The sequence below is a fragment of the Streptomyces sp. NPDC043896 genome (genome assembly GCF_056435605.1).
Window position 1 is genome coordinate 80,705 of the sequence record NZ_JBWKEE010000008.1, and the last position, 24,373, is coordinate 105,077.

Sequence of the window (24,373 nt, forward strand, 5' to 3'; positions counted from 1 at the left end):
TCCGGTCCGTCCGGTCACGGTCCGCCCCGGCTCAGAGCATGACGTGTTTGGCCTGGGTGTAGTCCAGGAGGCCCGCCATGGAGAGGTCGCTGCCGTAGCCGGAGTGCCCGACCCCGCCGTGGGGCATCTCGGAGACGGTGGTGCCGTGGGTGTTCACCCAGACGATGCCGGTGCGCAGGGCCCGGGTCGCGCGCATGGCCCGGTCGTGGTCGGCCGTCCACACGCTCGCGGCCAGGCCGTGCCGGACGCCGTTGGCGAGGTGCAGGGCCTCCTTCTCGTCGGTGAAGGACTGCACGGTCACGACGGGCCCGAAGACCTCCTCCTGGACGATCTCGTCGTCCTGGCGCGCCCGCGCGACGACGGTGGGCTCGTGGAAGAAGCCCGGGCCCGGCAGGCGGCGGCCGCCGGTCACGATCCCGGCGTGCCCGGGCAGCCGTTCGAGGAAGCCCCGTACCGAGGCCAGCTGGGCGGCGCTGTTGAGGGGGCCGAAGTCGGTGCCCGCGGACAGCGCCCCGGCCTCGGCCGCGAAGGCGTCGAGGAACGCGTCGTGGATCCGGTGGTGGACCAGGAGCCGGGTGGGGGCGGTGCAGTCCTGGCCGGCGTTGTAGTACGCGACGCCGGCCAGTGCGGCGGCGGTGGCCCGGACGTCCGCGTCCTCGTGGACGATGACCGGGGCGTTGCCGCCGAGTTCCAGGTGGACGCGTTTGAGGCCGTCGGCGGCGGCCGCCGCGACCTGGCGGCCCGCCCGGACGCTCCCGGTGACCGCGACGAGGGCGACGTCGGGGTGGGCGGTGAGGGCCCGGCCGGTGTCCCGGTCGCCGCAGAGCACGTTGAGCACGCCGGGCGGCAGGTGGCCGGCCGCGACGCGGGCCAGCAGGACGGTCGAGGCGGGGGTGGTGTCGGCGGGTTTCAGGACGGTGGTGTTGCCCGCGGCGAGGGCCGGGGCGAGCTTCCACACGGCCGTCATCAGGGGGTAGTTCCACGGGGTGATCTGGGCGCAGACCCCGACCGGCTCGCGGCGCAGCAGCGACGTACGGCCCTCGGTGTACTCGGCGGCGACGGGGCCCGGCAGGGTGCGGGCCGCCCCGGCGAAGAAGCGGAGCGCGTCGGTGATCGCGGGCAGCTCCTCCGTGCGGAACTGGTGGCCGGGTTTGCCGGTGTCGCCGGTCTCGGCGGCCTCGAAGGCCTCCGCGTGCGCCTCGACGGCGTCGGCGATGCCGAGCAGGGCGCGCTGGCGGACGGCCGGGGTGGTCGTGGACCAGTGCTCGTACGCGGCCGCGGCCGCCGCGCAGGCGGCGTCGACGTCGGCGGGCCCGGAGCGGGGGGCGCGGCGGTGGATCCGCCCGGTGGCCGGGTTCGTCAGTTCGCTCGTCTCCCCGGAGGCGGCGGCCACTTCGGCACCCCCGATGTGGTTGGACAGGGTCTCAGCCACGGCGCAGTGCCTCCTTCGCGGCTCCGCGTCCGGTGCGGACGGCGCCCTCCATGTAGCCGGCCGCCCACTGGTCGGATCCGCAGACGTAGAAGGGCGGTTCGTGGGTGCCGTGGCGCGGGCCGACGGCCATGACGTCGCCGGGGGTCCACTGGGTGACGTAGCCCTGGGTCCACGGGTCGGTGCCCCACAGCCGGATGTGGGTGGCGAGCGGGCGGTGCGCCTCTTCGCCGTAGAGGCGGGCGATCTCGGCGAGGAGCTCGCGGGTGCGCAGCGCGGCGGGGGTGCCGAGGAGGACGCCGAACCGCTCGGGCGGTACGAGGGCGGAGAGGACTCCCTCGCTCTGCGGCCAGGTGCTGCCGAGGACCCCTTCGCATTCGGAGAGCCCGCTGCGGCCGGTGTCGCGCCAGAACGGCCGGTCGTACGCGGCGGTGAACTTGGCGGCGAGGGCCTGGCGTTGCCGGTGCAGGGAGGCGAGGCGTTCCTCGGAGACCCCGCTGACGGCGACGGAGCGGAACGGGCCGACGGGCAGGGCGCTGACGACGGCCGCGGCGGTGAGGGTCTCGCCGCCGGCCAGCCGGACGGTGCATCGGCCGGGGCGGCGTACGGTGACGGCCGCGACGGGTGAGCCGGTGCGGACGCGTCCGCCGAGCTCGGCGGCCATGCGCAGGGCGACGGTGGCGGAGCCCTCGGCGACCCGCAGCCCTTCCCAGGCCTGGTGGTCGTAGGGCTCGGGCCCGGTGCCGCCGGCCGGTACGGCGGCGTGCTTGCGCAGGGCGGCGAGGAGCGAGCAGCGCTCGCAGGACCCGTCGGCGAGGGCGAGCTGTCCGATCTCCCAGAGCCGGACGACGGCCGGGCCGGCGCCCTGGGCACGGAGCCAGCCGGCCACGGACGTCCGGTCGAGGGCGGCGGCGTCGGGGTGGGCCCAGGGGTCGTCGGGGTCGACGGTGCGGGCGAGGGCGTGGAAGGCGGCGGCGGCCTTCCGGTGGAGGGCCTCGTCGCCGGGGCCGAACCAGTGGGGCGGTTCGCCCGCGGAGACGCCTTCGGGGGTGGCGCGGGTGAGGGTGCCCGGTTCGGCGACGTAGCTGGGCACCAGGGTGAGGCCGAGCTCGGCGACGAGTCCGGTGTAGGCGGTGTGGGCGCTGCCGACGACCTCTCCGCCGAGCTGGACGAGGCGGCCGTCGGGGAGTGCGGTCTGCTCGACGCGTCCGCCGGCCCGGTCGCGGGCCTCGACGACGAGGACGTCGGTCCCGGCCGCGGCGAGGTCGCGTGCGGCGGCGAGGCCGGCCAGGCCGGCCCCGAGCACGATGACGTCGTGGTTCATGGGGTGTCCTTGGGTCGGGGCCGGTTCAGTCGAGGACCAGGCAGTGTTCGGGCTTCCAGCCGATCTCGACGCGTTCGCCGCCGCTCCAGCGGTCCTCCCTGCGGGAGCGGACGGTGTTCTGCTCCAGGACGGACATGGTGACCCCGGGTGCCAGTTCGATGAGGTAGGTGGTGGTGGCGCCGCAGTAGACGGTCTCGCGGACGACTCCGCCGACGCGGGCCATGCCCGGTTCCAGGTCGGACAGCCAGATCTTCTCGGGGCGGATCGACAGGCTGACGCGGCTGCCGTCGGAGATGGACGCACGGTGTCCGACGGGCAGTTCGGGGCCTTCGTCGAGGGTGACGCGGCCGGCGCGGTAGGTGCCGGCGACGAGGTTGGAGGTGCCCATGAAGGAGGCGGTGAAGCGGGTGGCGGGGCGCTCGTAGACGTCCTCGGGGGTTCCGCACTGCTCGACGCGGCCCTCGTTCATGACGGCGAGGCGGTCGGACATGCTCAGCGCCTCGTCCTGGTCGTGGGTGACGAAGACGAAGGTGATGCCGACCTCGCGCTGGATCTGCTTGAGTTCGACCTGCATGTGGCGGCGCAGCCCGAGGTCGAGGGCGGCGAGCGGTTCGTCGAGCAGCAGGACCTGGGGCCGGTTGACGAGGGCGCGGGCGAGCGCGACGCGCTGCTTCTGGCCGCCGGAGAGGGTGGCGGGCTTGCGGCCCGCGAGGTGTCCGAGCCGTACGAGGTCCAGCATGTCGGCGACGCGCCTGCGGATCTCGGCGCGGTCGACGCCCTTGCGCTTGAGGCCGAAGGCCACGTTGCCGGCGAGGTCGAGGTGGTCGAAGAGGGCATAGCTCTGGAAGACGGTGTTGACGTCGCGCTTGTGGGGCGGGAGGCCGGTGACGTCCCGGCCGTCGAGCAGGACGCCGCCGTCGGTGGGGTCGGTGAAGCCGCCGATCATCCGCAGGAGGGTGGTCTTGCCGCAGCCGGACGGGCCGAGGAGGGAGAAGAACTCCCCCTGGGCCATGTCGAGTTCGACCTCGTGGACGGCGTAGGCGCCCTGGCCTGCGGCGTACCGCTTGCTCACCCGGTCGAGCCGGACGGCGGGGGTGGGCGGTACGGGTGTCGGGGGTATGGGGGTCGGGTGCATGGGGATCACTTCCCGGAGAGCAGGTCGAGGCCGCCGCGGCGCCCGAAGAGGCGCGGGATGGCGAGGGCGAGGGCGATGAGGCCGATGGATCCGGCGAGCATCAGGGTGCCGACGGCGTTGATGGTGGGCTGCACCCCGAAGCGGATCGCCGAGTAGATGCGCACGGACAGCGGCTGCGGGTCGACGCCGGTGGTGAAGTAGGCGAGGACGAAGTCGTCGAAGACGAGGGCGAAGACCAGGACCGCGGAGGCGAGGACGGCGGGCAGCAGGGCGGGCAGGGTCACCAGGCGCAGGGCCTGCCGGCGGGTGGCGCCGAGGTCCATGGCGGCCTCTTCGACCTCGGGGTTGAGGGCGGCGACGCGGGAGCGGAGGATGACCGTCACGTAGGAGATCGAGAAGGTGATCTCGGCGAGCATCACCGTGGTGGTGGACAGGGTGATGCCGAGGCCCTTGAAGAGGAGCATCGCCGCGACGCCGGTGACGATCTCCGGGGTGACCAGCGGGACGAGCATGACCAGTCCCGCGAGGGAGCCGAGCCGGCTGCGGCTGCGTACGAGGCCGAGGGCCAGCGCGACGCCGAGGACGAGCGAGCCGGCCATGGCGACGAGGGACACCCGCAGGCTCATGCCGAGGGAGTCGAGGAGCGCGTGGTCGTGGGCGAGGGCCGCGTACCAGCGCAGGCTCGTGCCGTCGAAGACGGTGAGGGACTTCTGCGCGTTGAAGGAGAACAGGACGACGACGCCGACGGGGAGGTAGAGGAGGGCGAAGAAGAGCGCGGTGGCGGCGACGGCGAAGCGGGGCCGGCGCCCGGCGCCGCGCCGGCCCCGCCGGCGGCGGGGTTTCACGGTGCTCATCGGGCGGCCTCCGCCTCGTCCTTGCGGGCGCGCCGCAGGTAGCCGAGCATGCCGAGGAGCAGGACCGCCATCAGCAGCATGGTGAGGGCGGAGCCGAGGGGCCAGTTCTGTCCCTGGAAGAACTTGTCCTGGATCAGGTTGCCGATCATGATCTGGTCGGGGCCTCCCATGAGCTGGGCGCTGACGAAGTCGCCCATGGCGGGCAGGAAGACGAGCACGCAGCCGGCTGCGGCGCCCTGGCGGGTGGCGGGGACGGTGACGAAGAGGAAGGTGCGCAGGGGGCCGCCGTAGAGGTCGCGGCCGGCCTCGATGAGCGAGGTGTCCATGCGCTCCATCGCCGCGTACAGCGGGATGACCATGAAGACGACGAAGCCGTAGACGAGTCCGGCGACGACGCCCGCGCCGGTCTGGAGGATCCTGGTGCCGTCGTCGGCGAGTCCGGCCGCGCGCAGCGCCTTGAGGAGGGGTCCGTCGTCGGAGAGGACGACGGACCAGCCGTACATCCGTACCAGGTAGTTGGCGAAGAACGGGACGACGATCGCGGCGATCAGCAGGTTCTTGAAGCGGCCGCCGTGCAGGGCGATGGCGTACGCGACCGGGTAGGCCACGGCGAGGCAGACGAGGCAGGTGACCAGGGCGTAGCCGAGGGAGCGCAGCAGGACGGTGCGGTAGGCGGGGTCGGCCAGGGCGGTGAGGTTGCCGGGGTTGAAACCGAAGCGGGGGTTGCCGAGCGGGTCGGTGGTGCCGAGCGCGAGGGCGGCGACGAGGAGGAGGGAGGCGAGGAGGAAGCCGGTCATCCAGAGGGTGCCGGGGAGCAGCAGCCAGGTCCACAGGCGCGGCTGGGGACGGGCGGTCCCGGTTCGGTCGCTTCGTGCCATGTCAGCCGGCCTTCACCTCGGTCCAGGCGGCGTCGCGGGCCCGTTCGCCGGGCGCGTCGCCGTTGCGGAAGAAGAGGTCCGCCGTGAGGTCGTCGGTGGTGACCAGGCACTGGGGGAAGGGTTCGACGAGCGCCGCGTAGGTGTCCTCCGTGCCGCGGACCGGCATCGGGTAGCCGATGTACTCGATGTTCTTCTTCACGTTCTCCGGGCGGAGCATGTAGTCGATGAAGAGCATCGCGGTGCCGGGGTGCCGGGCGTTGGCGGGGATGGCGTAGCAGTCGGAGTTGACGGGGGCGCCCTCGCGGGCGACCTCGAAGCCGAAGACGGCGGGGTCCTCGGCCTGGGCGAGCATGGCGGCCATGTCGCCGCTCCAGGCCTGCGTCATGTCGGCGTTGCCGTTGAGCAGGTTGTTGTAGCTGTCGCTGGAGAAGCCGCGCAGGTGGGGGCGGAGGGAGCGCAGGGTGTCGGTGACGCGGGCCAGCTCGCCGCGGTCGCCGGTGGTGAGGGGCAGTCCGAGCTTGAGCGCGCCCAGGCCGAGGACCTCGTCGCGGTCGTCGAGGACGAAGACCTTGCCCTTGGCCCGCTCGGTCCACAGGTCGTCCCAGGAGCCGGTGAGGTCGCCGAGCCGGTCGCGGCGCCAGCCGATGCCCGTCTTGTACATGGTGAAGGGGACGGTGTGGGCGGAACGGGGGTCGTACCAGGGGTCGTTGAAGTAGCCGTAGGCGCCGAAGACGGCGTCGGCGCCGCGCAGCCGCGAGTGGTCGATGGTGCGGAGCCGGCCGCCGGCCGCGAGCCGCTGGGCCCATTTGGCGGTGGGGAAGATGACGTCGTAGCGGTTGCCTGCGTTGAGTTTGGCGGCCATGCCTTCCATGGAGTCGTAGTTCGACTGGACGACCTTGACGCCGTACTCCTGCTGGAAGCCCTCGAAGACGGCGGGGTCGACGAAGTCCGCCCAGTTGAAGTAGACGAGGTCGCCGTCGACCTTGACGTCGATGGGTGCCCGGGCGGCCTCCTGGCCGGCCGGGTCGTCGGCGGAGGAGAAACCGCAGCCCGGGGCGGCGAGGGAGAGGGCGGCGGCGGTGCCGGCGCGGAGGAACGAGCGTCTGGACGTGGGGTGTGCCTCGGGGGACATGGGGTCCTCTCCGTAGGGCCGCGGGGGACGGCGGGAGCGAGCGTCGGTCCGTGGGGGGCTCGGTCGTGGTGCTCGGTCGTCGGGTGGGGGCGGCTCAGGTGTCCGCGGCGTCGAGGTCGGCCCGGATGCGGCCGGCGAACCAGGCGACCGCCGCTTCGCGGCGCGAGAGGGGTCCGGGTTCGAAGCCGGGGGTGGAGAGGCCCTTCTGGACCCGCGCCACCAGCTCGGCGTCCTCGTCGTTGGTGATCCAGCCGATGTGGATGTTGAGGCGGCGGGCGAGACGGGTCCGCAGGCCGGTGCCGCGCCGGGTGTAGAAGCCGCCGGGGACGGCCACGCGGTCGACGGCCGTGGGGATCGCGGTCCAGGCGAGGACGTGGTCGGGGTAGAAGTCGATGAGGGTGTTGGGATAGATGACCGCGTACCGCCAGACGCGGCGGTCGGCGTCGGCGAGGCCGGGCATCGGGGCGGCGACGCGCTGGTAGAGGCGCTCGGCCCAGTTCGAGGAGGGCTTGTCGCGCAGCGGCGAGGCGAAGAGGGCATAGTCCTGGGCGGTCTCGCAGGTGTAGCCCTGGTAGTCGAGCAGCCGCATCAGGCCGGGGTGGGCGACCGGGACGTGGTAGCCCTCCAGGTAGTTGTCGACCGCCACCTTCCAGTTGGCCCGCTGCACTTCGGCTCCGGCCAGGTCGTGGATGCGGGCGCGGCCGACCGGTACCAGGTCGGCTCCGGCGTAGTGGCCGACGGCCTCCGCGAGCCCCGCGCAGCTCTGGGCCAGGGGCACGGCGTCGAGGTCGAGGTTGACGAAGACGAAGCCGAGGAAGGATTCGACGGCCGCCGGGAACAGGCCGAGCGCCGGCTTGTCCAGGCAGGGGATCTGCCGGGCCTCCGGGGCGCCGACCAGGCTTCCGTCGAGGCGGTACGTCCAGCCGTGGTAGGGGCAGCGGATGGCCTTGCCGGCCGGTTCGGGAGCGGTGACCAGGCGGGTGCCGCGGTGGCGGCAGACGTTGAGGTGGGCGGCGAGGCCGCCGCCCTCGGTCCGGACCACGACGACCTCACGGTCCGCGACGGCGGCGGCCAGGCGGGCTCCGGGGGCGGGCAGGTCGGACTCGTGGCAGACGAGCTGCCAGGAACGGGCGAAGACGCGGCGCGTCTCGGCCGCGGCGGTGGCGGGGTCGGTGTAGTAGCGCGCCGGGAGCGCGGGGCCGGGAATGCCGTCGGCGGCCGGGGTGTGCGGGATGCGGGTGTCGGGGGCTCTGGAGTGCATCGGTGACTCCTCCGTGCCGGCGTGCGGCGATGGGTGTCGGCGTTCGATGGCGGGGGGTGCTGGAGGCGGGCGAGCCGGTTGCGGGCAGGCGGCCGGGGCGGGGAGCCGGGGCCTGGCTGACCGATGGGACAGTCAGACTGCTGGCTCGTTTCCGCCGGGTCAAGACTTGTTCACTGACCGATCGGTCAGCTAGCGTGATTCTTGCCTGACCGATCGGTCAGCAAACGCGCTTTTCTGTCGCCTCGCGGGCTTTACTCCGTATTTGCCCTGGTCACCGGGGTGCGGAGGCCGCCGCGCGGCCCGCCCGGCCCGCACCCCCGATGCCTGATCCCGGCCCGTCGATCTCCCCGACCGGCGGTCTCCCCGTCCCCGATCCCGCCGCACGCCCCCGGCGTCCACGCGGCGCGCCGTCGGCCTCCCCGCACCGCGGCTCGCACCCGCCGGCCTGCCGGGCAGCGGGCGGCACCCCACCTCCCGGAGGCACGCATGAGCGGTCGTCGCCGTCTGGACTGGCTCGGGCTCACCCCCGAGCCGGAACGGGAACTCCCCGCCGCTGTCGCGGCCCTGCGCGCCTCCTCCCCCGGTACGGTCCCCGCCCGGCCGCAGGAGCTGGCCGCGGCCGAGCGGCGCCGCGTCGAGCGCCTGGTCCTGCGCGGCACCCGGCGCGGCTGGCTGCGCTACCTCGCCGAGGTCACCGACCTGGTGACCGGCGTGGCCGCCGGAGCCCGGGCGGGCGACCCCGCCGCCGCCCTGCTCGCCGGCGAGGTCGTCCTCGACCACCACCGCATGCTCATCGGCCTCCCGGGACCGGGATACGGCCGCACCGCGCGCCATCGCACCGCCCTGGAGGACGCCGTCCGGACCCTCCGCACCCGCACCCGTACCCACACCCGCACCCCGGAAGGAGCCGGTCCGTGACCACGATCCGCCTCCCGGCGACGCCGGACCCCGCCGGCGTCCTCGGAGCCGCCCCCCAGCAGGCCGAGGACGCCGACGCCTACCGGGCCGCCGGCGGCTACGGCACCGCCGGCGGCCCGGAGGAACTGCTCGCCCACCTCGCCGGTTCCGGACTGCGCGGCCGGGGCGGCGCCGGCTTCCCGGCCGCCGTCAAGATGCGCTCCGTACGCGACGCCGGCGGCCGCCCGGTGGTCGTGGCGAACGGCGAGGAGGGCGAGCCGGGCTCGGCCAAGGACCGCTGGCTGCTGCGCGCCCGGCCCCACCTGGTGCTCGACGGCCTCACCCGGGCCGCGGCCGTCACCGGCGCCGTGCGCGGCTACGTGTACCTCTCCGACCCGGTCGCGGCCGGCAGCGTACGCCGGGCCCTCGCCGAACACCCGCCCCCGCTGCCCGTCGAGGTGGTGGAGACCGGCCACGCGTACGTCGCCGGCGAGGAGACGGCGGTGGTCCGCAGGATCGACGGCGGACCGGCCCTGCCCACCGCCAAACCGCCCCGCCCGTTCGAGCGGGGCGTCGGCGGCGCGCCGACCCTGGTCTCCAACGTCGAGACACTGGCCCGGATCGCGCTCACCGCCGCCCGGCCGGGCCTGCGCCGCGCCGTCGCCCGCACCACCCTGGTCACCCTCTCCGGCGCGGGCCGCGAGCCCGTACTCGCCGAGGTCCCGTACGGAACCCCCCTGCGCGCGCTGGCGGAGCTCGGCGGCGCCCCCGAACCGGCCGGCGCACTGATGGGCGGGCTCTTCGGCGGGCTCGTCGGCGCCCCCGCCCTGGACCTCCCCCTCGAACCCGGCACCCTCGCCGCCGCGGGCACCGCCCTGGGATGCGGGGCGATCCGCTTCCTCGGCGCCGGGGACTGCCCCGTGGGCACCGCCGCCGACGCGGCCGCCCACCTCGCCGCCGAGAGCGCCCGGCAGTGCGGGGTCTGCGTCTCCGGCACCGCGGCCGTCGCGGGCGCCCTGCGCGCCCTCGCCTCCGCCGCCGCCGGCCCCGACACCGAGGACGGCCTGCGCCGCTGGTCGCGGGGGCTGCCCGGACGCGGCGCCTGCGGACTGCTCGACGCCGCCGCCGGCATCGCGGGCAGCCTGCTCCGCTCCTTCCCCGGCGCCGTCCGCTCCCACCTCGCCGGCCCCTGCCCGGTCTGCGCGGCCGCCCCGCCCGCGGACGGCGGCCGCCTCACCGTGGCCGTGCCGGCGCTCACCGCCCACCCCGTCCGGACGCGGGTGCGCGCCTCCCCCGCCGGGGCCCCAGGCCCCGCCCAACCGCCCGCCCTGAAAGGAACGACGCCGTGAAACTCCTGCTGGACTCCACCCGCTGCCAGGGGTACGGACTGTGCCAGGAACCGGCACCCGACCTGGTCGCACTCGACGAATGGGGCTACGCGCGGGTCATCGCCGTCCTCGTCCCGGCCGGTGCCGAGGAAACCGCCCGCGCCTGCGCCGACGCCTGCCCCAACTCCGCCCTCCGCGTGGAGGGATGACATGGCGCGCGATCTGACCGCCCTCTTCGACCCGCGCTCCGTGGCCGTCGTCGGCGCCAGCGACGACCCGGCCAAGTACGGCCACGCCGTCGCCGCCCAGGCGCTGCGGGCCCCGGGCCGGCGGCCCGTGCACCTGGTCAACCGGCGCGGCGGAACCGTCCTCGGCCGGAGCGCCGCCACCTCCCTCACCGCGATCGGCGAACCCGTCGAGCTGGTGGTCCTCTCCGTGCCCGGCGCCGGCTTCGAGGCCGCCGTCGACGAGGCCCTGGCCTGCGGGGCGAAGGCCATCGTCGCCATCACCGCCGGCTTCGCCGAGGCGGGACCCGCCGGCCTCGCCCGCCAGCGGGCGGTCGCCGCCCGCGTCCGGGCCGCCGGGGCGGTCCTCGTCGGCCCGAACTGCCTGGGCATCGCCGACAACACCACCGAGCTGTACCTCGCCTCCGACCGGTTCGCACCCGGGGGCGTCGCCCTGCTCAGCCAGAGCGGCAACCTGGCCCTCGAACTCCAGCTGCGCGGCGGACCCCACGGCCTGGGCTTCTCCCGGTTCGTCTCCCTCGGCAACCAGGCCGACGTCACCCTCGTCGACCTCGTCACCGACTGCGCCCGCCACGACGCCACCTCCGCCATCGCCGTGTACGCCGAGGACTTCGGCGACGGCCGGGCCTTCGCGGCGGCCGCCGCCGCGGCCGGCAAGCCGGTGGTGCTGCTCACCGCCGGCCGGGGCGCGGCCTCCGCGCGCAGCGCCCGTTCGCACACCGGGGCGCTGACCACCTCGGCCGACGTGGTCGCCGCCGCCTGCCGGGACGCGGGGGTCGAACTCGTCCGCACGCCGAGGGAGATGACGGTCGTCCTCGCGGCCCTGGGCGCGGGGGCCCGTACGGGCGGCCGGCGCACCGCGGTCCTGACCGACGGCGGCGGCCACGGCGCGATCGCCGCCGACGCGGCCGAGGACGCCGGGCTGCGCGTACCGGAGCTCGGGGCGCCCGCCCGGGAGCGGCTGGGGGCCGTGCTGTGGGAGCAGTCCTCCACCGGCAACCCGGTGGACCTGGCGGGGATGGGCGAGCGGCGGCCGATGTCGTACGCGGACGCGGTCGGGGAGCTGCTGGCCGCCGATGAGGTCGACGCCGTGCTGATGACCGGGTACTTCGGCGGCTACGCGGCCGCCGAGGGCGGTCTCGGCGGCGGGCCGGCCGGGGGTTCGGTCCTGGCGGAGGGCGAGACGCGGGCCGCCAAGGAGATCGTCGCGCACCTCGCGGCCGCGCCGAAGCCCCTCGTGGTGCAGTCGATGTACCCGGGCTCGCCGAGCTGCCGGGTGCTGGCCGGGGCCGGGGTGCCGGTGTTCGCCGCGACCGAGGACGCCGCCCGGGCGCTGGCGGCCGTCACCGGCCGCCGCACCGGGGCCGGCCCGGACGGCGTGCCCGCGCTGCCGCCGGCCGCCGCCCCGCTGCGGGATCCGGGCTACCACGGGGTCCGGGCGCTGCTGGCCTCCGCCGGGGTGCCGTTCCCGGCGGCCCGGGAGGTCACGGACGAGGCGGAACTCCTCGAAGCGGCGGCCGGCATCGAGGGGCCGTACGTCCTCAAGGCGCTGCACCTGCTGCACAAGTCCGACGCCGGCGGGGTGGCGCTGCGCCTGCCCGACCGGGCCGCGCTCGTGGCCGCGTACCGCGAGATGCGCGCCCGGCTCGGCGCCGCCGCCCACTCGGTGGAGGCGATGGCCGACCTCACGGACGGCGTCGAGCTGATCGTCGGCGTGCACCAGGACCCCCGGTTCGGGCCGGTCGCGCTGGTCGGGTTCGGCGGGGTGTTCACCGAGACGCTCCGCGACGTCGCCTTCGCGCTCGCCCCCGTGCCCGCCCGGCGGGCCGAGGCCCTGCTGCGGGGTCTGCGCGGTGCCCCCCTGCTGGACGGGGTGCGCGGGCGGCCGGCCGTGGACGTGGCCGCGGCGGCCGACGTCATCGAGCGGATCACCACCGTCGCCGCCGCGCACCCCGAGATCGCCGAGCTGGAGGTGAATCCGCTGCTGGTGCGCCCGGACGGCGCCCTCGCCCTGGACGCGCGGGCCGTCCCGGCCGCGCGGACCGCCCCCCGTACGGACCACTGAGCCGAACCCGCCCGTCACCTGTGCCCCGGAGGACACATGGACTTCCGCTACACCCCCGAACAGGCCGCCCTGAAAGCCCGCGCCGCCGGCTACGCGCGGCTCCTGATGCGGTACGAGGACCAGTCCGAGGAGGCCGGCGGCCCGCTGCCCGCCGACACGGTCCGGGAGCTGACCCGCGCGGCCGTCGACGCCGGGGTCTACGCGATCAACATGCCGGCCGAATGGGGCGGCGCGGGCCTGTCCCTGCTCGACCAGGTCATCGTCGAGGAGGAGTTCGGCAAGGTCACCAACTGCCTGTGGGACATCCCCTGGCGGCCCGCGAACGTGCTGGCGCACGGCACCGCCGCGCAGCGGGAGAAGTACCTGCTGCCGGTGATCCGGGGCGAGCGGTTCGACGCGTTCGCGGTGACCGAGCCCGGGGCGGGCTCTGATCCCGCCTCGGGTACGAGCACCGCCACCCGCACCGGAGGCGGCTGGCTGCTGAACGGCGAGAAGTGGTTCGTGACCTGCGGGGACATCGCGGACTTCCTGCTGGTGCAGGCCGACGCCGGACCGGAGCGGGCGCCGACCCTGTTCTTCGTCGACAAGCAGGCGCCCGGGGTGGAGATGACCCGGGTCCCCCGGTTCATGCATTCCGCCGTGAACGGGCACCCCGAGTTCACCTTCACCGGCGTCTTCGTCCCCGACGAGGACGTGCTCGGCGGTGTCGGCAACGGCTACGAGCTGACGAAGGAGTGGTTCACGGACGAGCGGCTGATGATCGCCGCCCGGACGGTCGGCGCGGCCGAGCGCGCCCTGGAGCTGGCCCGGGACTGGGCGGTGGAACGCCGCCAGTTCGGCTCCCCCATCGCCGACTTCCAGCTGGTCCAGGGCATGCTCGCCGACTGCGCCGTCGACATCGCCGTCAACCGCGCCTACACCCACCAGGTCGCGTGGGAGGCCGGCCTGCCCGAGACCGACCGCAAGACGCTGCACGCCAAGGCGTCGACGGCGAAGCTCGCGGCGAGCGAGGCCGCGGGCCGGGTGATCGACCGGTGCGTGCAGGTCTTCGGCGGGCGCGGCTACGACCGCTCGTACCCCGTCGAGCGCATGTACCGGGAGCTGCGCGTCGACCGGATCTGGGAGGGCACCTCCGAGATCCAGCGCCTGATCATCGCCAACGAGCTGGTCAAGCGCGGCACCCGGGCCCTCGCCTTCCCCCGCTCCTCTTCCTGACGACCGCTCCGACGACCCCAAGGGACAGACATGGACTTCCGCCTCACCACCCGTCAGGAAGAGCTCCGGAGCGCGGCGCGCGAGCTCACCGGCTTCCTCATGAAGTACGAGACCGACTGCGAGGAGAACAACGGCCTGCCGCCGCACGCCCACGCCGAGATCCGCGACGCCGTGCTCGCCAGCGGGCTCCAGGCGGTCAACATGCCCGTGGAGTGGGGCGGTGCCGGTCTCCCGGTCCTGGAGCAGGTCATCGTCCAGGCGGAGCTCGGCCGGCTCACCGGGGCGCTGTGGGACACGGTGTGGCGCCCGGCCAACGCCCTGTCCTTCTGCACGCCCGGACAGCGCGAGCGCTACCTCGTGCCCGTGATCCGGGGGCAGCGCCGGGACTGCTACGCCGTGTCGGAGCCCGGGGCGGGCTCCGATCCGCAGAACCTGCGGACGACGGCCGCCCGCGCCGACGGCGGCTGGGTGATCAACGGGGAGAAGTGGTTCGTCACCGTCGGCGACCACGCCGACTTCATGATCGTGCTGGCCGCCGCCGGGGAGGAGCGCGCGCCGACCCTGTTCCTCGTCGACAAGGACACGGCGGGCGTCGAGATGACGCGGGTGCCGCGCTGGATGCACACCTTCGTCTACGAGCACCCCGAGTTCACCTTCACCGAGGTCTTCGTGCCGGACGCGGCGGTGCTCGGCGAGGTGGGCCAGGGCTACGACATCACCCGCTCGTGGTTCACGGAGGAACGGCTGATGATCGCCGCCCGGACCATCGGGGCGGCGGAACGGGCCCTGGAGCTGGCCCGGGACTGGGCGGTGGAACGCCGCCAGTTCGGCTCCCCCATCGCCGACTTCCAGCTGGTCCAGGGCATGCTCGCCGACTGCGCCGTCGACATCGCCGTCAACCGCGCCTACACCCACCAGGTCGCGTGGGAGGCCGACGAGGGGACGGCCGGCCGCAAGACGCTGCACGCGAAGGCGGCCATCGCCAAGCTGGCGGCCAGCGAGGCCTCGGGCCGGGTGGTCGACCGGTGCGTGCAGATCTTCGGCGGGCGCGGCTACGACCGCTCGTACCCGGTGGAACGCCTCTACCGGGAGCTGCGGGTCGACCGGATCTGGGAGGGGACCTCCGAGATCCAGCGCCTGATCATCGCGGGTGAACTCGTCAAGCGCGGCACGGGCGTCCTCGGGATGCCGTCGGCCGGCGGGCCCGGGGGCGGCCGATGAGCGAGGATGGGGGTGTGCCGGTCCCGGCAGCCGGGCCGGGAGCCGGGTCCACGGGCGCCGAAACGGGGAGCAGCCGACGTGACCAAGGCCGAGCGCGCACTGGAGACACGTGAGCGGATCCTCACGGCCGCGTGCGAAGTCATCGCGGACATCGGTTTCGAGAGCATCAGCATGCGCAAGGTCGCCGAGCACGCGGGGGTCTCGAAGGCGCTGCTGCACTACCACTTCGACACGCGGGAGAAGCTGTTCGCGGAGGCGATGACGCATTCCTTCGCGCAGACCGGCAAGGACACGACGGAGGGCGGGCCGGACCCGGTCCCGGCGCCGGTCGCCCTCGCCCGCATCCTGCGCAGCATGCTGCCGACGGACGCGGAGCTGCGCCAGGACTGGAAGCTCTGGCAGGAGCTGTGGGTGCGCGCCCAGCGCGACGCGGCGGCCCGGCACCTGGCGGTCGACCTGTACGACCAGCTGCACGCGTGGGTCGGCGGGGCCGTGGAACGGGGCGTGGAGTCCGGGGAGTTCGCCGACTGTGACGTCGCGGCGGTGAGCACCCTGGTCCTGGCCCTGTGCGACGGCCTCGGCATCCGGCTGATGCTGGACGACCCCCGGGTGGACCTGGCCATGGCCCGGTCGGTGATCTGGCGGGCGATCGCCCCCGCGCTGGGCGTCCCGGAGGACTTCCCGGAGGACGTCCCGGGGGTCTGACCGGCGCGGGAACGGTCGGTGCCACGCCCCGGGGACGGGCGTACGGCCGTCCCCGGGGCGTGGCACCGGTCACCGGTCGTACGGCCGGCCCCGGGGCGTGCCGTCGCGGGGCTCAGAACCCGTCGGCGGCGCCGGCGTCCCGGAACCGCCCGGGGTTCCGGCGCCGGTACTCGATCAGGCAGTGCGCCACGGCGGCGCCCTCGCCCACCGCGGCGCCGACCCGCTTGACCGAGCCCGACCGCACGTCGCCGACGGCGAAGACGCCCGGCAGGCTGGTCTCCATCGGCAGGGCTCCGGGGCCGGCGGCGCCGCCGGTGAGCACGTAGCCGCGTCCGTCGAGCTCCAGGGCGCCGCCGAGCCAGTCCGTGGAGGGGCGGCCGCCGATCAGGACGTACAGGCACCGCGCGGGCACCGTGCGCTCGACGCCGTCGGCGCGCTCGCGCAGCCGGAGCCCGGTGAGGGTGGTCTCGCCGAGGCATTCGGCCACTTCGGTGCCGAGCAGGACGCGCAGCCCCGGTGTCTGCTCGATGCGCTGGACCAGGTAGTTCGACATGGAGGCGCCGAGGTCGTCGCCCCGGACGAGGAGGGTGACGGAGCGGGCGTGGCGGGCGAAGTAGAGGGCGGCCTGACCGGCGGAGTTACCCGCGCCCACCATGTAGACGTCCTCTCCGGCGGTCGACGGCGCGTCGGACAGGGAAGCGCCGTAGTACACGCCGGAGTTGAGCAGCCGGTCGACCCCCGGGGCGGCCAGGCGGTTCCATTCGACGCCCGTGGCCACCACCACGGCGGTGGCCGAGACGGACGCGGCTTCGTCCGTGCCCGCCTTGACGAACGCGACCGTGTGGTCGCCGGTTCCCGTCGGGGCGAGCCCGGTGGCCACCCGGGTGGGCTGCCATTCGACGCGGGCCCGGCGGGCCTGCTGGAGTGCGCGCTGGGCGAGGTCGCCGCCGGTGAGTCCGACGGGGAAGCCGAGGTAGTTCTCGATCCGGGAGGTCGATCCGGCCTGGCCGCCGGGGGCGTCGTCCTCGATCACGACCACACTCATGCCCTCCGCGGCGGCGTACACGGCCGTGGACAGCCCGCCGGGACCGCCGCCGATGACGGCGACGTCGTAGTGCTCGTGCCCGGCGGGGCGGATGAGGCCGAGACGGTCGGCGAGTTCGCTGACCGCCGGGCCGACGAGCTCGGTGCCGTCCCCGAGCCGGACGGTGACCGGCGCGTCCGGGCTGCCGTCTTCCGGCACCCAGCGGAAGAGGACGCCGCTGCGGCCGAGGAAGTCGCGGACGGCGTAGGCGGAGGGCGAGAAGCGGTACCCGCGCACCTCTGCCGTGGGCAGACCGCCGTGGTGGGCGGCGTTCCAGGTGCAGAGGGAGTCGTCGAGGGCCGTGCGGAGCCGTTCGGGCAGGCCGTCCGTGCCGCTGCCGTCCGTGCCGGGGACCCGGTCGACGACGGTGACGCGGGCGCCGCAGGGGGCGGAGCCGCCGCCCTCGGTGAGCCTGAGCCAGTGCGTGGCCGGGTGCCGTACGGCGTAGGGCTCGGGGTCCTCGTCCGTGACGGCGGCGGCGACGGGGACGCCCTGTCCGGCCAGGGAGTGCAGCACCCGTCCCGCCTCGGGCAGTCCGCCGACCTGGAGGACGCGGAAGGATCCCCGGTACCACGCCCGTACCAGCTCGGCTGTCTCGTGCCGGCGGAGCGGATCGGCGTCCGCGAGCAGGATCACCGGCAGCGCGGTCTCGGCCATGAACAGTCCTCCTGGGTGTGTCGGTCGGCGGGTCGTCCCCTCCGCTCAACGAGCCGGGGCCCGTTGCGTGGTGGCCGGTGCGGAGGGAACGACTCCGGAGAAGCCGTCAGAGCCGGCCGAAGAACTGGTTGCCGCGCGCGGTGTGGTCCCGGCTGGTGTAGTACTCCTTCATCGCGGAGCTGATCTCCTCACGGCTCAGCTGTCCGTCGCCGTCGTGGTCGAGTGCGTTGAAGGCCTCCTCGCAGGTCTGGCGGGGCAGCCGGAACATGCCGTGCAGCAGGGAGGTGTACTCGTCCCGGCTGAGCATCCCGTCGCCGTCGCGGTCACCGAGCTCCGTCCAGGCGTTGCTCAGGTTCCTGATCCGCTCCCAGATCCGGTTCTGGTCGGTGACGATCCGCGCCCGGAACGCGGCCCGGTACTCGTCGCGGTCGACGCCGCCGTCGCCGTCGCGGTCCATCTTCTCGAAGACGGTGTCCCAGAGTCCGGCCAGGGAGTCGCGGAGCCCGGCCACGGACTCCGCTTCCACGCCCAGCGATTCGGCGAGCCGGTCAGAGACCGCCAGGAGGTCCGACCGCTCCAGGCGGCCGTCCCGGTCCGCGTCGAAGACCTCGAACGACCGGTCCAGCTTCATGTCCAGCAGGCTCACGCCAACCCACTCCTTCACTCTGCGCACACGGACGACCACCGTGCGTCTGCGCGAGGCATCATAGGTCCTCCCGCGACGCCCGTCGGACGTCCCGGCGCGGCGGGGCGGGGCGCCGGATCCCGTCAGGCGGGGCCGGCCGTGCGGCCCGCGGTGGGGTGCAGGGCCGCGTACTCCAGGGGTGCGGACGGGTCGACGGACAGGTCGAGCCGCGCCGGATCGGCGCCGGCGCGCACCAGCAGGTCGCCGACGGCCGCGATCATCGCCCCGTTGTCGGTGCACAGCGTCAGCGGCGGTACCCGCAGTTCGACGCCGGCCGCCGCGCAGCGCTCCTCGGCGAGGGCCCGCACCCGCGAGTTGGCCGCGACCCCGCCGACCACGACCAGCGTCCGTACGCCGTACTCCCGGCAGGCGGCCAGCGCCTTGCGGGTCAGCACGTCGGCGACGGCCTCCTGGAGCGAGGCGGCGCCGTCGGCCAGCGGGAGTTCCCCGCCGGACAGCCGGTGCCGCTCGGCCCAGCGGGCGGCGGCGGTCTTCAGGCCGGAGAAGGAGAAGGCGTACGGGTCGTCGCGCGGGCCGGTCAGCGGGCGCGGGAAGGCCACCGCGCGGGGGTCGCCCGTTCGGGCGGCCCGGTCGATCGCGGGGCCGCCCGGGTAGGGCAGCCCGAACACCCGGGCCGCCTTGTCGAAGCACTCGCCGGCCGCGTCGTCGACGGTGTCGCCGAGGTGCAGGATCGGGTCGCGCACGAGGTCCCGTACGAGCAGCAGCGAGGTGTGCCCGCCGGAGACGATCAGCACCACGCACGGATCGGGCAGCGGCCCGTGCTCCAGGGTGTCGGCGGCGACGTGTCCGGCCAGGTGGTGCACCCCGTAGAGCGGCACCCCGGCCGCGTAGGCGAGCGACTTCGCCCCGGCCAGCCCGACCTGGAGGGCGCCGGAGAGGCCGGGGCCGGTGGTGACGGCGACGGCGTCGAGGTCGCGCGGGCGCAGCCCGGCCCGGTCGAGGGCCTCCTGGACCACGGGCGTGAACGCCTGGAGGTGGGCGCGGGCCGCGATCTCGGGCACGACCCCGCCGAACCGGGCGTGCTCGTCCATGCTGGACGCCACGACGTGGGCGAGGAGCCGCCCGCCGGACACGATCCCGGCACCCGTCTCGTCGCAGGACGACTCGATGCCCAACACCACCGGAGCAGCCACACCGGCCCCTTTCGCATACACCCTGCACTTGCAACAGATGTGCAACAAGGTACCGGGCCGGGGAGCCGCGGCCCGCCACGCGAGGGGTCAGCCGAGGTCGAGGCCGGAGACCCGGAACACGGACCGGGCCGCCTCCCGGTCGACGCGCTCGGCGAGTTCCTCCAGCGCGGCGGCTCCGCACCTCAGCGTGCCGCGCCTCACCGAGGCCCGGGCGTCCGCCCGGAACCGGTGCCACAGCGCGGGGTCGCGCACCAGTACGCCCGGGTCGATCTCCGCCTGGCGGCCGTCGCCGTCACGCAGGACCAGGCGCTGGGCCACGCCGTCACACCAGAGCAGCGAGCAGAGCGCGTCGGTGCGTACGGTCCGCCGGGTGAACAGCCGGCTGACGGTCAGGCGGCCCGGCTCCACCCGGACCTGGGGCGGCAGCAGGACGGCGAAGAGCAGCAGGCCGAGACCGGCCCACAGCGCCGCCCGGGGCCGGCTGACCGAGCCGGCGATCGCGTCGACGGCCAGCAGGCCCGCGAAGAGGAGCCCGGCCACGAGGGCGGCCGTACGGCGTTCGCCGGTGAATCCGTTGTCCATGCCCAGGACGGTAGGAGCGGACGCGGGCCGTGCCGCCGGTCCTGACGCGATGCCTACGCCTCCCTGGCGGAACCGGAACGCCCACCCCGCCGCACGGGCCGCCGCCCCGTCGTCAGCGATCCGTATGGACTCCCCCGGCGGCCGTCAGGATCCCGTCAGGGACGGGCCACGAGACCGCGGGGGCGGGCATAGCTTTCGGGTGCGCCCCGGACCGCTTCCCCGCGGTCCGGGGCCCGCATCCCGTCCGAGGCTCCTCAAGGAGGGCCCATGTGCCTCTTCCAGTACGACGACGACCCCGAACCCGAGGAACGGGTCCCGGCCGGACTCCTCTACGTCCCCGTCCGGCCGGGAACCGCCGAGGTGGTGGTCCGCCTGTTCCGCACGCCCCTGGGGGCGCGCACCGCGGTCGGCTTCACCGACCCCGGCCGGCTGGCCGCCACGCTCGGCGCGGAGCACCCGTGGATCAGGCTCTCCGAGGCGGCGCTCCGGGCGATGTCCGAGCCTCTCGGAGCCGGGCTGCTGACCGTCGACCCGACCTTCACCGCCCCCGCGGTCACCGGGTCCGTACCGTCCGGCTCTCCTGGCTCTCCCGGCACCCCCGGCTCCCGTCCCGCCCCGGCCGCACGGCGGCCTTCCTCGGCCCCGGCCGCCTGAGCGAGGGGACGACACGATGACCACTGCGGTCGTACCGGCGTCCGAATCCGGTACGGAGGACCTCTCCGTCTGGCCGGCGTCCACGACGCGGCTCGCGCACGGCGGCCTGGCCGTCGGCGGGGTGGACCTCGCGGAGCTGGCGGACCGGTTCGGCACCCCCGCCTACGTCCTGGACGAGGGGGAGGTGCGCGAGCGCTGCCGGACCTACCGGGAGGCGTTCCCCGGGGCGGAGGTCCTCTACGCGGCCAAGGCCTTCCTCTCCCGCGCGATGGTCCGCTGGGTCCGGGAGGAGGGGCTGGGACTGGACGTCTGCTCGGCGGGTGAGCTGGAGCTGGCCGTCATGGCCGGATTCCCGGCCGAGCGGATCGTGCTGCACGGCAACGCCAAGTCGCCGCGCGACCTCGACACGGCGCTGCGGCTCGGAGTCGGGCGGATCGTCATCGACAGCCCGTCGGAGATCGCCCGCATCGCCGCCGCCGTCGGCCCGGACGGGCACCAGAGGGTGATGGTGCGCGTGGTGCCGGGCATCTCCGCCGGCGGCCACGACAAGATCCGCACGGGGACGGACGGGCAGAAGTTCGGGCTGTCCCTCACCGACGGGTCCGCGATGCACGCGGTGGCCCGCGTCCTGTCCCAGCCACGGCTGGAACTGACCGGGCTGCACTGCCACATCGGCTCGCAGATCACCGAGGCGAAGCCCTACCTCACGGCGGTCCGCCGGATGGTCGGGCTGATGGCCCGCATCCGCGACGCGCACGGCCGCGTCCTGCCCGAACTCGACCTGGGCGGTGGCCACGGGATCGCCTACCGGCCCGGCGAACCCGCCCTCGACGTCGCGGTGCTCGCCGGGAGGATACGGGCCCGGCTCGCGGAGAGCTGCGCCGCCGCCGGGCTGCCCGTCCCGCGCCTGGCCGTCGAGCCGGGCCGGGCCGTCGTGGGGCCGGCCGGGGTCGCCCTGTACCGGGTGCTGGCCGTCAAGCACACCGGGGACACCGTGTTCGTCGCCGTCGACGGCGGTATGAGCGACAACCCCCGGCCCGCCCTGTACGGGGTCCGCTACGCGCCCCGGATGATCGGCCGGGCCCCGGCCGCGGCCCCCCGTACGGCCACGGTCGTCGGGCGGCACTGCGAGGCGGGGGACGTGCTCGCCGCCGACGTGGAACTCCCCGGTGACATCCGGCCCGGCGACCTGCTCGCCGTACCGGTGGCGGGGGCGTACCAGGTGTCCATGGCCTCCGGCTACAACATGGTGGGGCGGCCTCCCGTGGCCGCGGTCCACGAGGGCACCGCCCGCCTCCTGGTACGCCGCGAAACCCTGGAGGACCTGCGCAGCAGGGACGTCTGCGCCTACTAGGGGGTGTCCGGGTCCGCCGGTGCGCGGCGGGGAACGGGCGGCATCTTGACGGCGGGCGCCGACGGGCGCTCGGAGGGCGTCCTCCGTCGTCAAGGGCGCGTCAGCGGGGGCCGGCGGGTGTCGGCGCCGATGCGAAACCGCAGTCGGCAGATCACGGCGTCGGTGTCGCGGCGCACCGCGTGGGCGACCACCGAGCCGCGCTGGTTCTGGAGCATCCGCTGCCAGAGGCGCTCCGGCTCGGTCTCCGGGATCAGGACGGTCACCTGGGCGCCCGGCTGCCGCTCCGTCAGCCCGCGGACGTAGCCCGACACCGGCCGGCCCAGCGAGCGGGTCGGGGAGGGGAGTTCGACGAGTTCGACACCGGGGTTCCACAGTTCCCAGTCGCGGCGCAGGGCTTCGGCGGCCCGCCGGTCCTCGGGGGCCGGGTGGGTGACGGTGACGGCGAGGACCTCGTCGCCGAGGGAGCGCGCGGCGGTCAGCGCCCGGCAGGTCAGCAGGGACAGTCCGGACACGGGGACGACGACCAGCGAGCGGGAGCGCCGCGGGGGCTGCGGGACGCGGCCCAGTTCCAGGCGTTCGCCGATGCGCCCGTAGGCGCGGTGCACGGTCTCGAAGGCGAGGACGAGGAGGGGCAGGGCCACCACGATCAGCCAGGCGCCCTCGGTGAACTTGGTGGCGGTGACCACGAGGGCGCAGGCGCCGGTGAGCAGTGCGCCGAAGCCGTTCAGCACGGCCTTCGCCCGCCAGCCCCCGGGGCGCTCCAGCGACCAGTGGCGGACCATGCCGACCTGGCAGACGGTGAAGCCGATGAACACCCCGATCGCGAACAGGGGGACGAGGGTGTTGGCGTCGCCGCCGGAGAACACCAGCAGCGCGGCCGAGACGAGGGCCAGCCAGACCACGCCGTGCCGGTGGACCTGGCGGTCGGCCTTGAGGGCGAACACGTGCGGCAGGTAGTTGTCCCGGGCGAGCAGGCCCATCAGGACCGGGAGGCCGCCGAAGGAGGTGTTGGCGGCGAGGGCCAGCAGCACCACGGTGGCGAACTGGACGACGTAGAAGGCGGCGTTGTGGCCGAAGGAGGCGTCCGCGAGCTGGGCGAGGACGGTCACCCCCTCCACCGGCTGGAGGTGGAAGCGGCCGATGAGGACGGACAGGCCGATCAGCATCACGCCGAGCAGGGCGCCGAGGGCGACCTCGGTGCGCTGGGCGCGGCGGGCGGCGGGGGCCCGGAAGGACGGTACGGCGTTGGCGACGGCCTCGACGCCGGTGAGGGCGGAGCAGCCGGCGGCGAAGGCCTTGAGCAGCAGCAGCGCGCCGACGGTGGTGGCGCCGTCGCCGAGGGCGGAGGCGTGTCCGGCGGCGGTCTCGGTGGAGACCGGCGCGTCCCGGAAGAGGCCGACGGCGACCATGGCCAGGATCGAGCCGACGAAGACGGCGGTGGGGACGAGGAAGGCCTTGGCCGAGTCCACGACCCCGCGCAGGTTCACGGCGGTGACGAGCACGAGAACGCCGAGGCAGATCCACACCCGCTCCCCGTACAGGGAGGGGAAGGCCGAGGTCAGGGCGGCCACACCCGCCGTGACGGAGACCGCCACGTTGAGGACGTAGTCCAGGATCAGCGAGGCCGCCGCGACCAGGCTGGTGCGCCGGCCGAGGTGGCGGCGGGCCACGGCGTAGGAGCCGCCGCCGTCCGGGAAGGCGGCGATGACCTGCCGGTACGAGGCGACGAGTACGGCCAGCAGCGCGGCGATCGCGAGGGTCACCGGGAGGGTGAAGCCGAGGCCGTACGCGCCGGCCGCGGCCAGCACGAGCACGATCGACTCGGGGCCGTAGGCGACGGACGCCATCGCGTCGAGCGAGAGCGCGGCGAGTCCCTGGAGGGCGGTCAGCCTGTGCCGGTCACCGGTCTCCGCGGCCGCCCGGTCTCCGGTGTCGGGGGGCTCCTCCTGGCCCGGGCCCCGTCCTGCGGCGGTGGGTTCTCCTGTGTGCATGGCCATGTCGCCGTTTCCTCCGAAGGGTCTCAGTGAGGACAGCGTCGAAGCCTCCGGGCGGGGCCGCCGGCCACCTTGGCGCGTTCCATACGCCGTCCGGCCCTCTCTTCACGCACTCCATACGCGGAGCCCGCCGGAGCGGTCGGGAGGGGGCGCGGCGGCGGGCGCGGCGGCGGGCGCCGGGGCGGGCGCGGCGGCCGTCGCGGCGGCCGGCGTATGGGCCGCGTTAAAGGTTCCCCCGTGCCCGTATGGAGGCCGTCAAGGTGGCTTAACGCGGGGTCCGGGCCGGGGTTTGCTCGGTCTCGGCCAGTCCGGCCGATTCCCGTCTCATCACTTCATCAGGAGCTCGCGATGGCCGATCTGGCCTTCGTCGTCACCACGGTCGCGGTTTTCGCGCTGGTGGCTCTCATCGCCCGGGGGGTGACCAAGCTGTGAGCGTCGAAAGCATCGTCGGCCTGCTCGTGGCCGTCTCCCTGCTCGGATACCTCGTCCTCGCCCTCGTGTACCCGGAGAGGTTCTGAGC

Annotated in this window: 22 protein-coding genes; 10 read left to right on the forward strand and 12 right to left on the reverse strand. The window is 74.8% G+C overall.

All coding sequences use genetic code 11. From position 1 onward, the window contains the following. Nucleotides 1–31: 31 nt before the first annotated feature. From AC069X_RS13895 to AC069X_RS13925, 7 genes are all read right to left on the reverse strand, one after another. Nucleotides 32–1,432, reverse strand: a complete 1,401-nt coding sequence (locus AC069X_RS13895) for an aminobutyraldehyde dehydrogenase (protein ID WP_478728339.1) — start codon at nt 1,430–1,432, stop codon at nt 32–34. Further along, on the reverse strand, nt 1,425–2,753 hold the full coding sequence (locus AC069X_RS13900) for a flavin monoamine oxidase family protein (protein ID WP_478728341.1): 1,329 nt from the start codon (nt 2,751–2,753) through the stop codon (nt 1,425–1,427). Before AC069X_RS13900 ends, AC069X_RS13895 begins: the two co-directional genes overlap by 8 nt. 25 nt (nt 2,754–2,778) lie before the next feature. Continuing rightward, a complete protein-coding gene (locus tag AC069X_RS13905) occupies nt 2,779–3,888 on the reverse strand; it encodes an ABC transporter ATP-binding protein (protein WP_478728343.1) in 1,110 nt (369 codons plus the stop codon). A 5-nt stretch (nt 3,889–3,893) separates the two neighbouring features. Beyond that, nucleotides 3,894–4,742 (reverse strand): ABC transporter permease, encoded by an 849-nt coding sequence (locus AC069X_RS13910; RefSeq protein ID WP_478728345.1) that lies wholly within the window; start codon nt 4,740–4,742, stop codon nt 3,894–3,896. Beyond that, nucleotides 4,739–5,620, reverse strand: coding sequence for an ABC transporter permease (locus tag AC069X_RS13915; protein WP_478728347.1), 882 nt, complete (start codon nt 5,618–5,620; stop codon nt 4,739–4,741). The genes AC069X_RS13910 and AC069X_RS13915 overlap by 4 nt, the downstream gene beginning before the upstream one ends. A 1-nt stretch (nt 5,621) precedes the next feature. Further along, the gene (locus AC069X_RS13920) at nt 5,622–6,752 is read right to left on the reverse strand and encodes a polyamine ABC transporter substrate-binding protein (RefSeq protein WP_478728349.1); all 1,131 of its coding nucleotides are present in this window, start codon (nt 6,750–6,752) and stop codon (nt 5,622–5,624) included. Nucleotides 6,753–6,846: 94 nt separating this feature from the next. Beyond that, nucleotides 6,847–8,013 (reverse strand): aromatic ring-hydroxylating oxygenase subunit alpha, encoded by a 1,167-nt coding sequence (locus tag AC069X_RS13925; RefSeq protein ID WP_478728351.1) that lies wholly within the window; start codon nt 8,011–8,013, stop codon nt 6,847–6,849. 486 nt (nt 8,014–8,499) lie between these two features. On the opposite strand from AC069X_RS13925, the gene AC069X_RS13930 reads away from it, so the two are divergent. The 7 genes from AC069X_RS13930 (at nt 8,500) to AC069X_RS13960 (ending at nt 15,689) form a co-directional block, all read left to right on the forward strand. Then, a complete protein-coding gene (locus tag AC069X_RS13930; protein ID WP_478728353.1) occupies nt 8,500–8,931 on the forward strand; it encodes a hypothetical protein in 432 nt (143 codons plus the stop codon). Next, a complete protein-coding gene (locus tag AC069X_RS13935) occupies nt 8,928–10,259 on the forward strand; it encodes an NADH-ubiquinone oxidoreductase-F iron-sulfur binding region domain-containing protein (protein ID WP_478728355.1) in 1,332 nt (443 codons plus the stop codon). The genes AC069X_RS13930 and AC069X_RS13935 overlap by 4 nt, the downstream gene beginning before the upstream one ends. Next, entirely contained in the window at nt 10,256–10,447 is a 192-nt protein-coding gene (locus AC069X_RS13940; RefSeq protein WP_478728357.1) for a ferredoxin, read from the forward strand. The genes AC069X_RS13935 and AC069X_RS13940 overlap by 4 nt, the downstream gene beginning before the upstream one ends. A 1-nt stretch (nt 10,448) precedes the next feature. Beyond that, the gene (locus AC069X_RS13945; RefSeq protein WP_478728359.1) at nt 10,449–12,548 is read left to right on the forward strand and encodes an acetate--CoA ligase family protein; all 2,100 of its coding nucleotides are present in this window, start codon (nt 10,449–10,451) and stop codon (nt 12,546–12,548) included. A 36-nt stretch (nt 12,549–12,584) separates the two neighbouring features. Further along, a complete protein-coding gene (locus AC069X_RS13950) occupies nt 12,585–13,763 on the forward strand; it encodes an acyl-CoA dehydrogenase family protein (protein WP_478728361.1) in 1,179 nt (392 codons plus the stop codon). Nucleotides 13,764–13,793: 30 nt separating this feature from the next. Continuing rightward, nucleotides 13,794–14,984 carry an acyl-CoA dehydrogenase family protein gene (locus AC069X_RS13955; RefSeq protein WP_478728363.1) on the forward strand — a complete coding sequence of 397 codons (1,191 nt, stop codon included), beginning with the start codon at nt 13,794–13,796 and terminating at the stop codon, nt 14,982–14,984. Between the two features lie 78 nt (nt 14,985–15,062). Beyond that, the gene (locus AC069X_RS13960) at nt 15,063–15,689 is read left to right on the forward strand and encodes a TetR/AcrR family transcriptional regulator (RefSeq protein ID WP_478728365.1); all 627 of its coding nucleotides are present in this window, start codon (nt 15,063–15,065) and stop codon (nt 15,687–15,689) included. Between the two features lie 112 nt (nt 15,690–15,801). Here the strand turns inward: AC069X_RS13960 and AC069X_RS13965 are convergent, their stop codons facing one another. The 4 genes from AC069X_RS13965 to AC069X_RS13980 form a co-directional block, all read right to left on the reverse strand. Then, complete coding sequence (locus AC069X_RS13965; RefSeq protein WP_478728367.1) at nt 15,802–17,430, reverse strand: NAD(P)/FAD-dependent oxidoreductase; 1,629 nt, start codon at nt 17,428–17,430, stop codon at nt 15,802–15,804. A gap of 106 nt (nt 17,431–17,536) precedes the next feature. Beyond that, the gene (locus tag AC069X_RS13970) at nt 17,537–18,076 is read right to left on the reverse strand and encodes an EF-hand domain-containing protein (protein WP_478728369.1); all 540 of its coding nucleotides are present in this window, start codon (nt 18,074–18,076) and stop codon (nt 17,537–17,539) included. A gap of 122 nt (nt 18,077–18,198) precedes the next feature. Then, nucleotides 18,199–19,257, reverse strand: a complete 1,059-nt coding sequence (gene tsaD / locus AC069X_RS13975) for a tRNA (adenosine(37)-N6)-threonylcarbamoyltransferase complex transferase subunit TsaD (RefSeq protein WP_478728770.1) — start codon at nt 19,255–19,257, stop codon at nt 18,199–18,201. A 99-nt stretch (nt 19,258–19,356) separates the two neighbouring features. Then, on the reverse strand, nt 19,357–19,851 hold the full coding sequence (locus AC069X_RS13980) for a hypothetical protein (RefSeq protein WP_478728371.1): 495 nt from the start codon (nt 19,849–19,851) through the stop codon (nt 19,357–19,359). Between the two features lie 267 nt (nt 19,852–20,118). Between AC069X_RS13980 and AC069X_RS13985 the strand changes: the two genes are divergently transcribed. Continuing rightward, the gene (locus tag AC069X_RS13985) at nt 20,119–20,505 is read left to right on the forward strand and encodes an SAV_915 family protein (protein ID WP_478728373.1); all 387 of its coding nucleotides are present in this window, start codon (nt 20,119–20,121) and stop codon (nt 20,503–20,505) included. A 16-nt stretch (nt 20,506–20,521) separates the two neighbouring features. After that, nucleotides 20,522–21,859, forward strand: coding sequence for a diaminopimelate decarboxylase (lysA, locus tag AC069X_RS13990; protein ID WP_478728375.1), 1,338 nt, complete (start codon nt 20,522–20,524; stop codon nt 21,857–21,859). Between the two features lie 89 nt (nt 21,860–21,948). Here lysA and AC069X_RS13995 read toward each other — a convergent pair whose 3' ends face one another. Next, nucleotides 21,949–23,856 (reverse strand): APC family permease, encoded by a 1,908-nt coding sequence (locus tag AC069X_RS13995; RefSeq protein ID WP_478728377.1) that lies wholly within the window; start codon nt 23,854–23,856, stop codon nt 21,949–21,951. Between the two features lie 425 nt (nt 23,857–24,281). Between AC069X_RS13995 and kdpF the strand changes: the two genes are divergently transcribed. Continuing rightward, the gene (gene kdpF / locus AC069X_RS14000) at nt 24,282–24,371 is read left to right on the forward strand and encodes a K(+)-transporting ATPase subunit F (protein WP_478728379.1); all 90 of its coding nucleotides are present in this window, start codon (nt 24,282–24,284) and stop codon (nt 24,369–24,371) included. Nucleotides 24,372–24,373 lie beyond the last annotated feature (2 nt).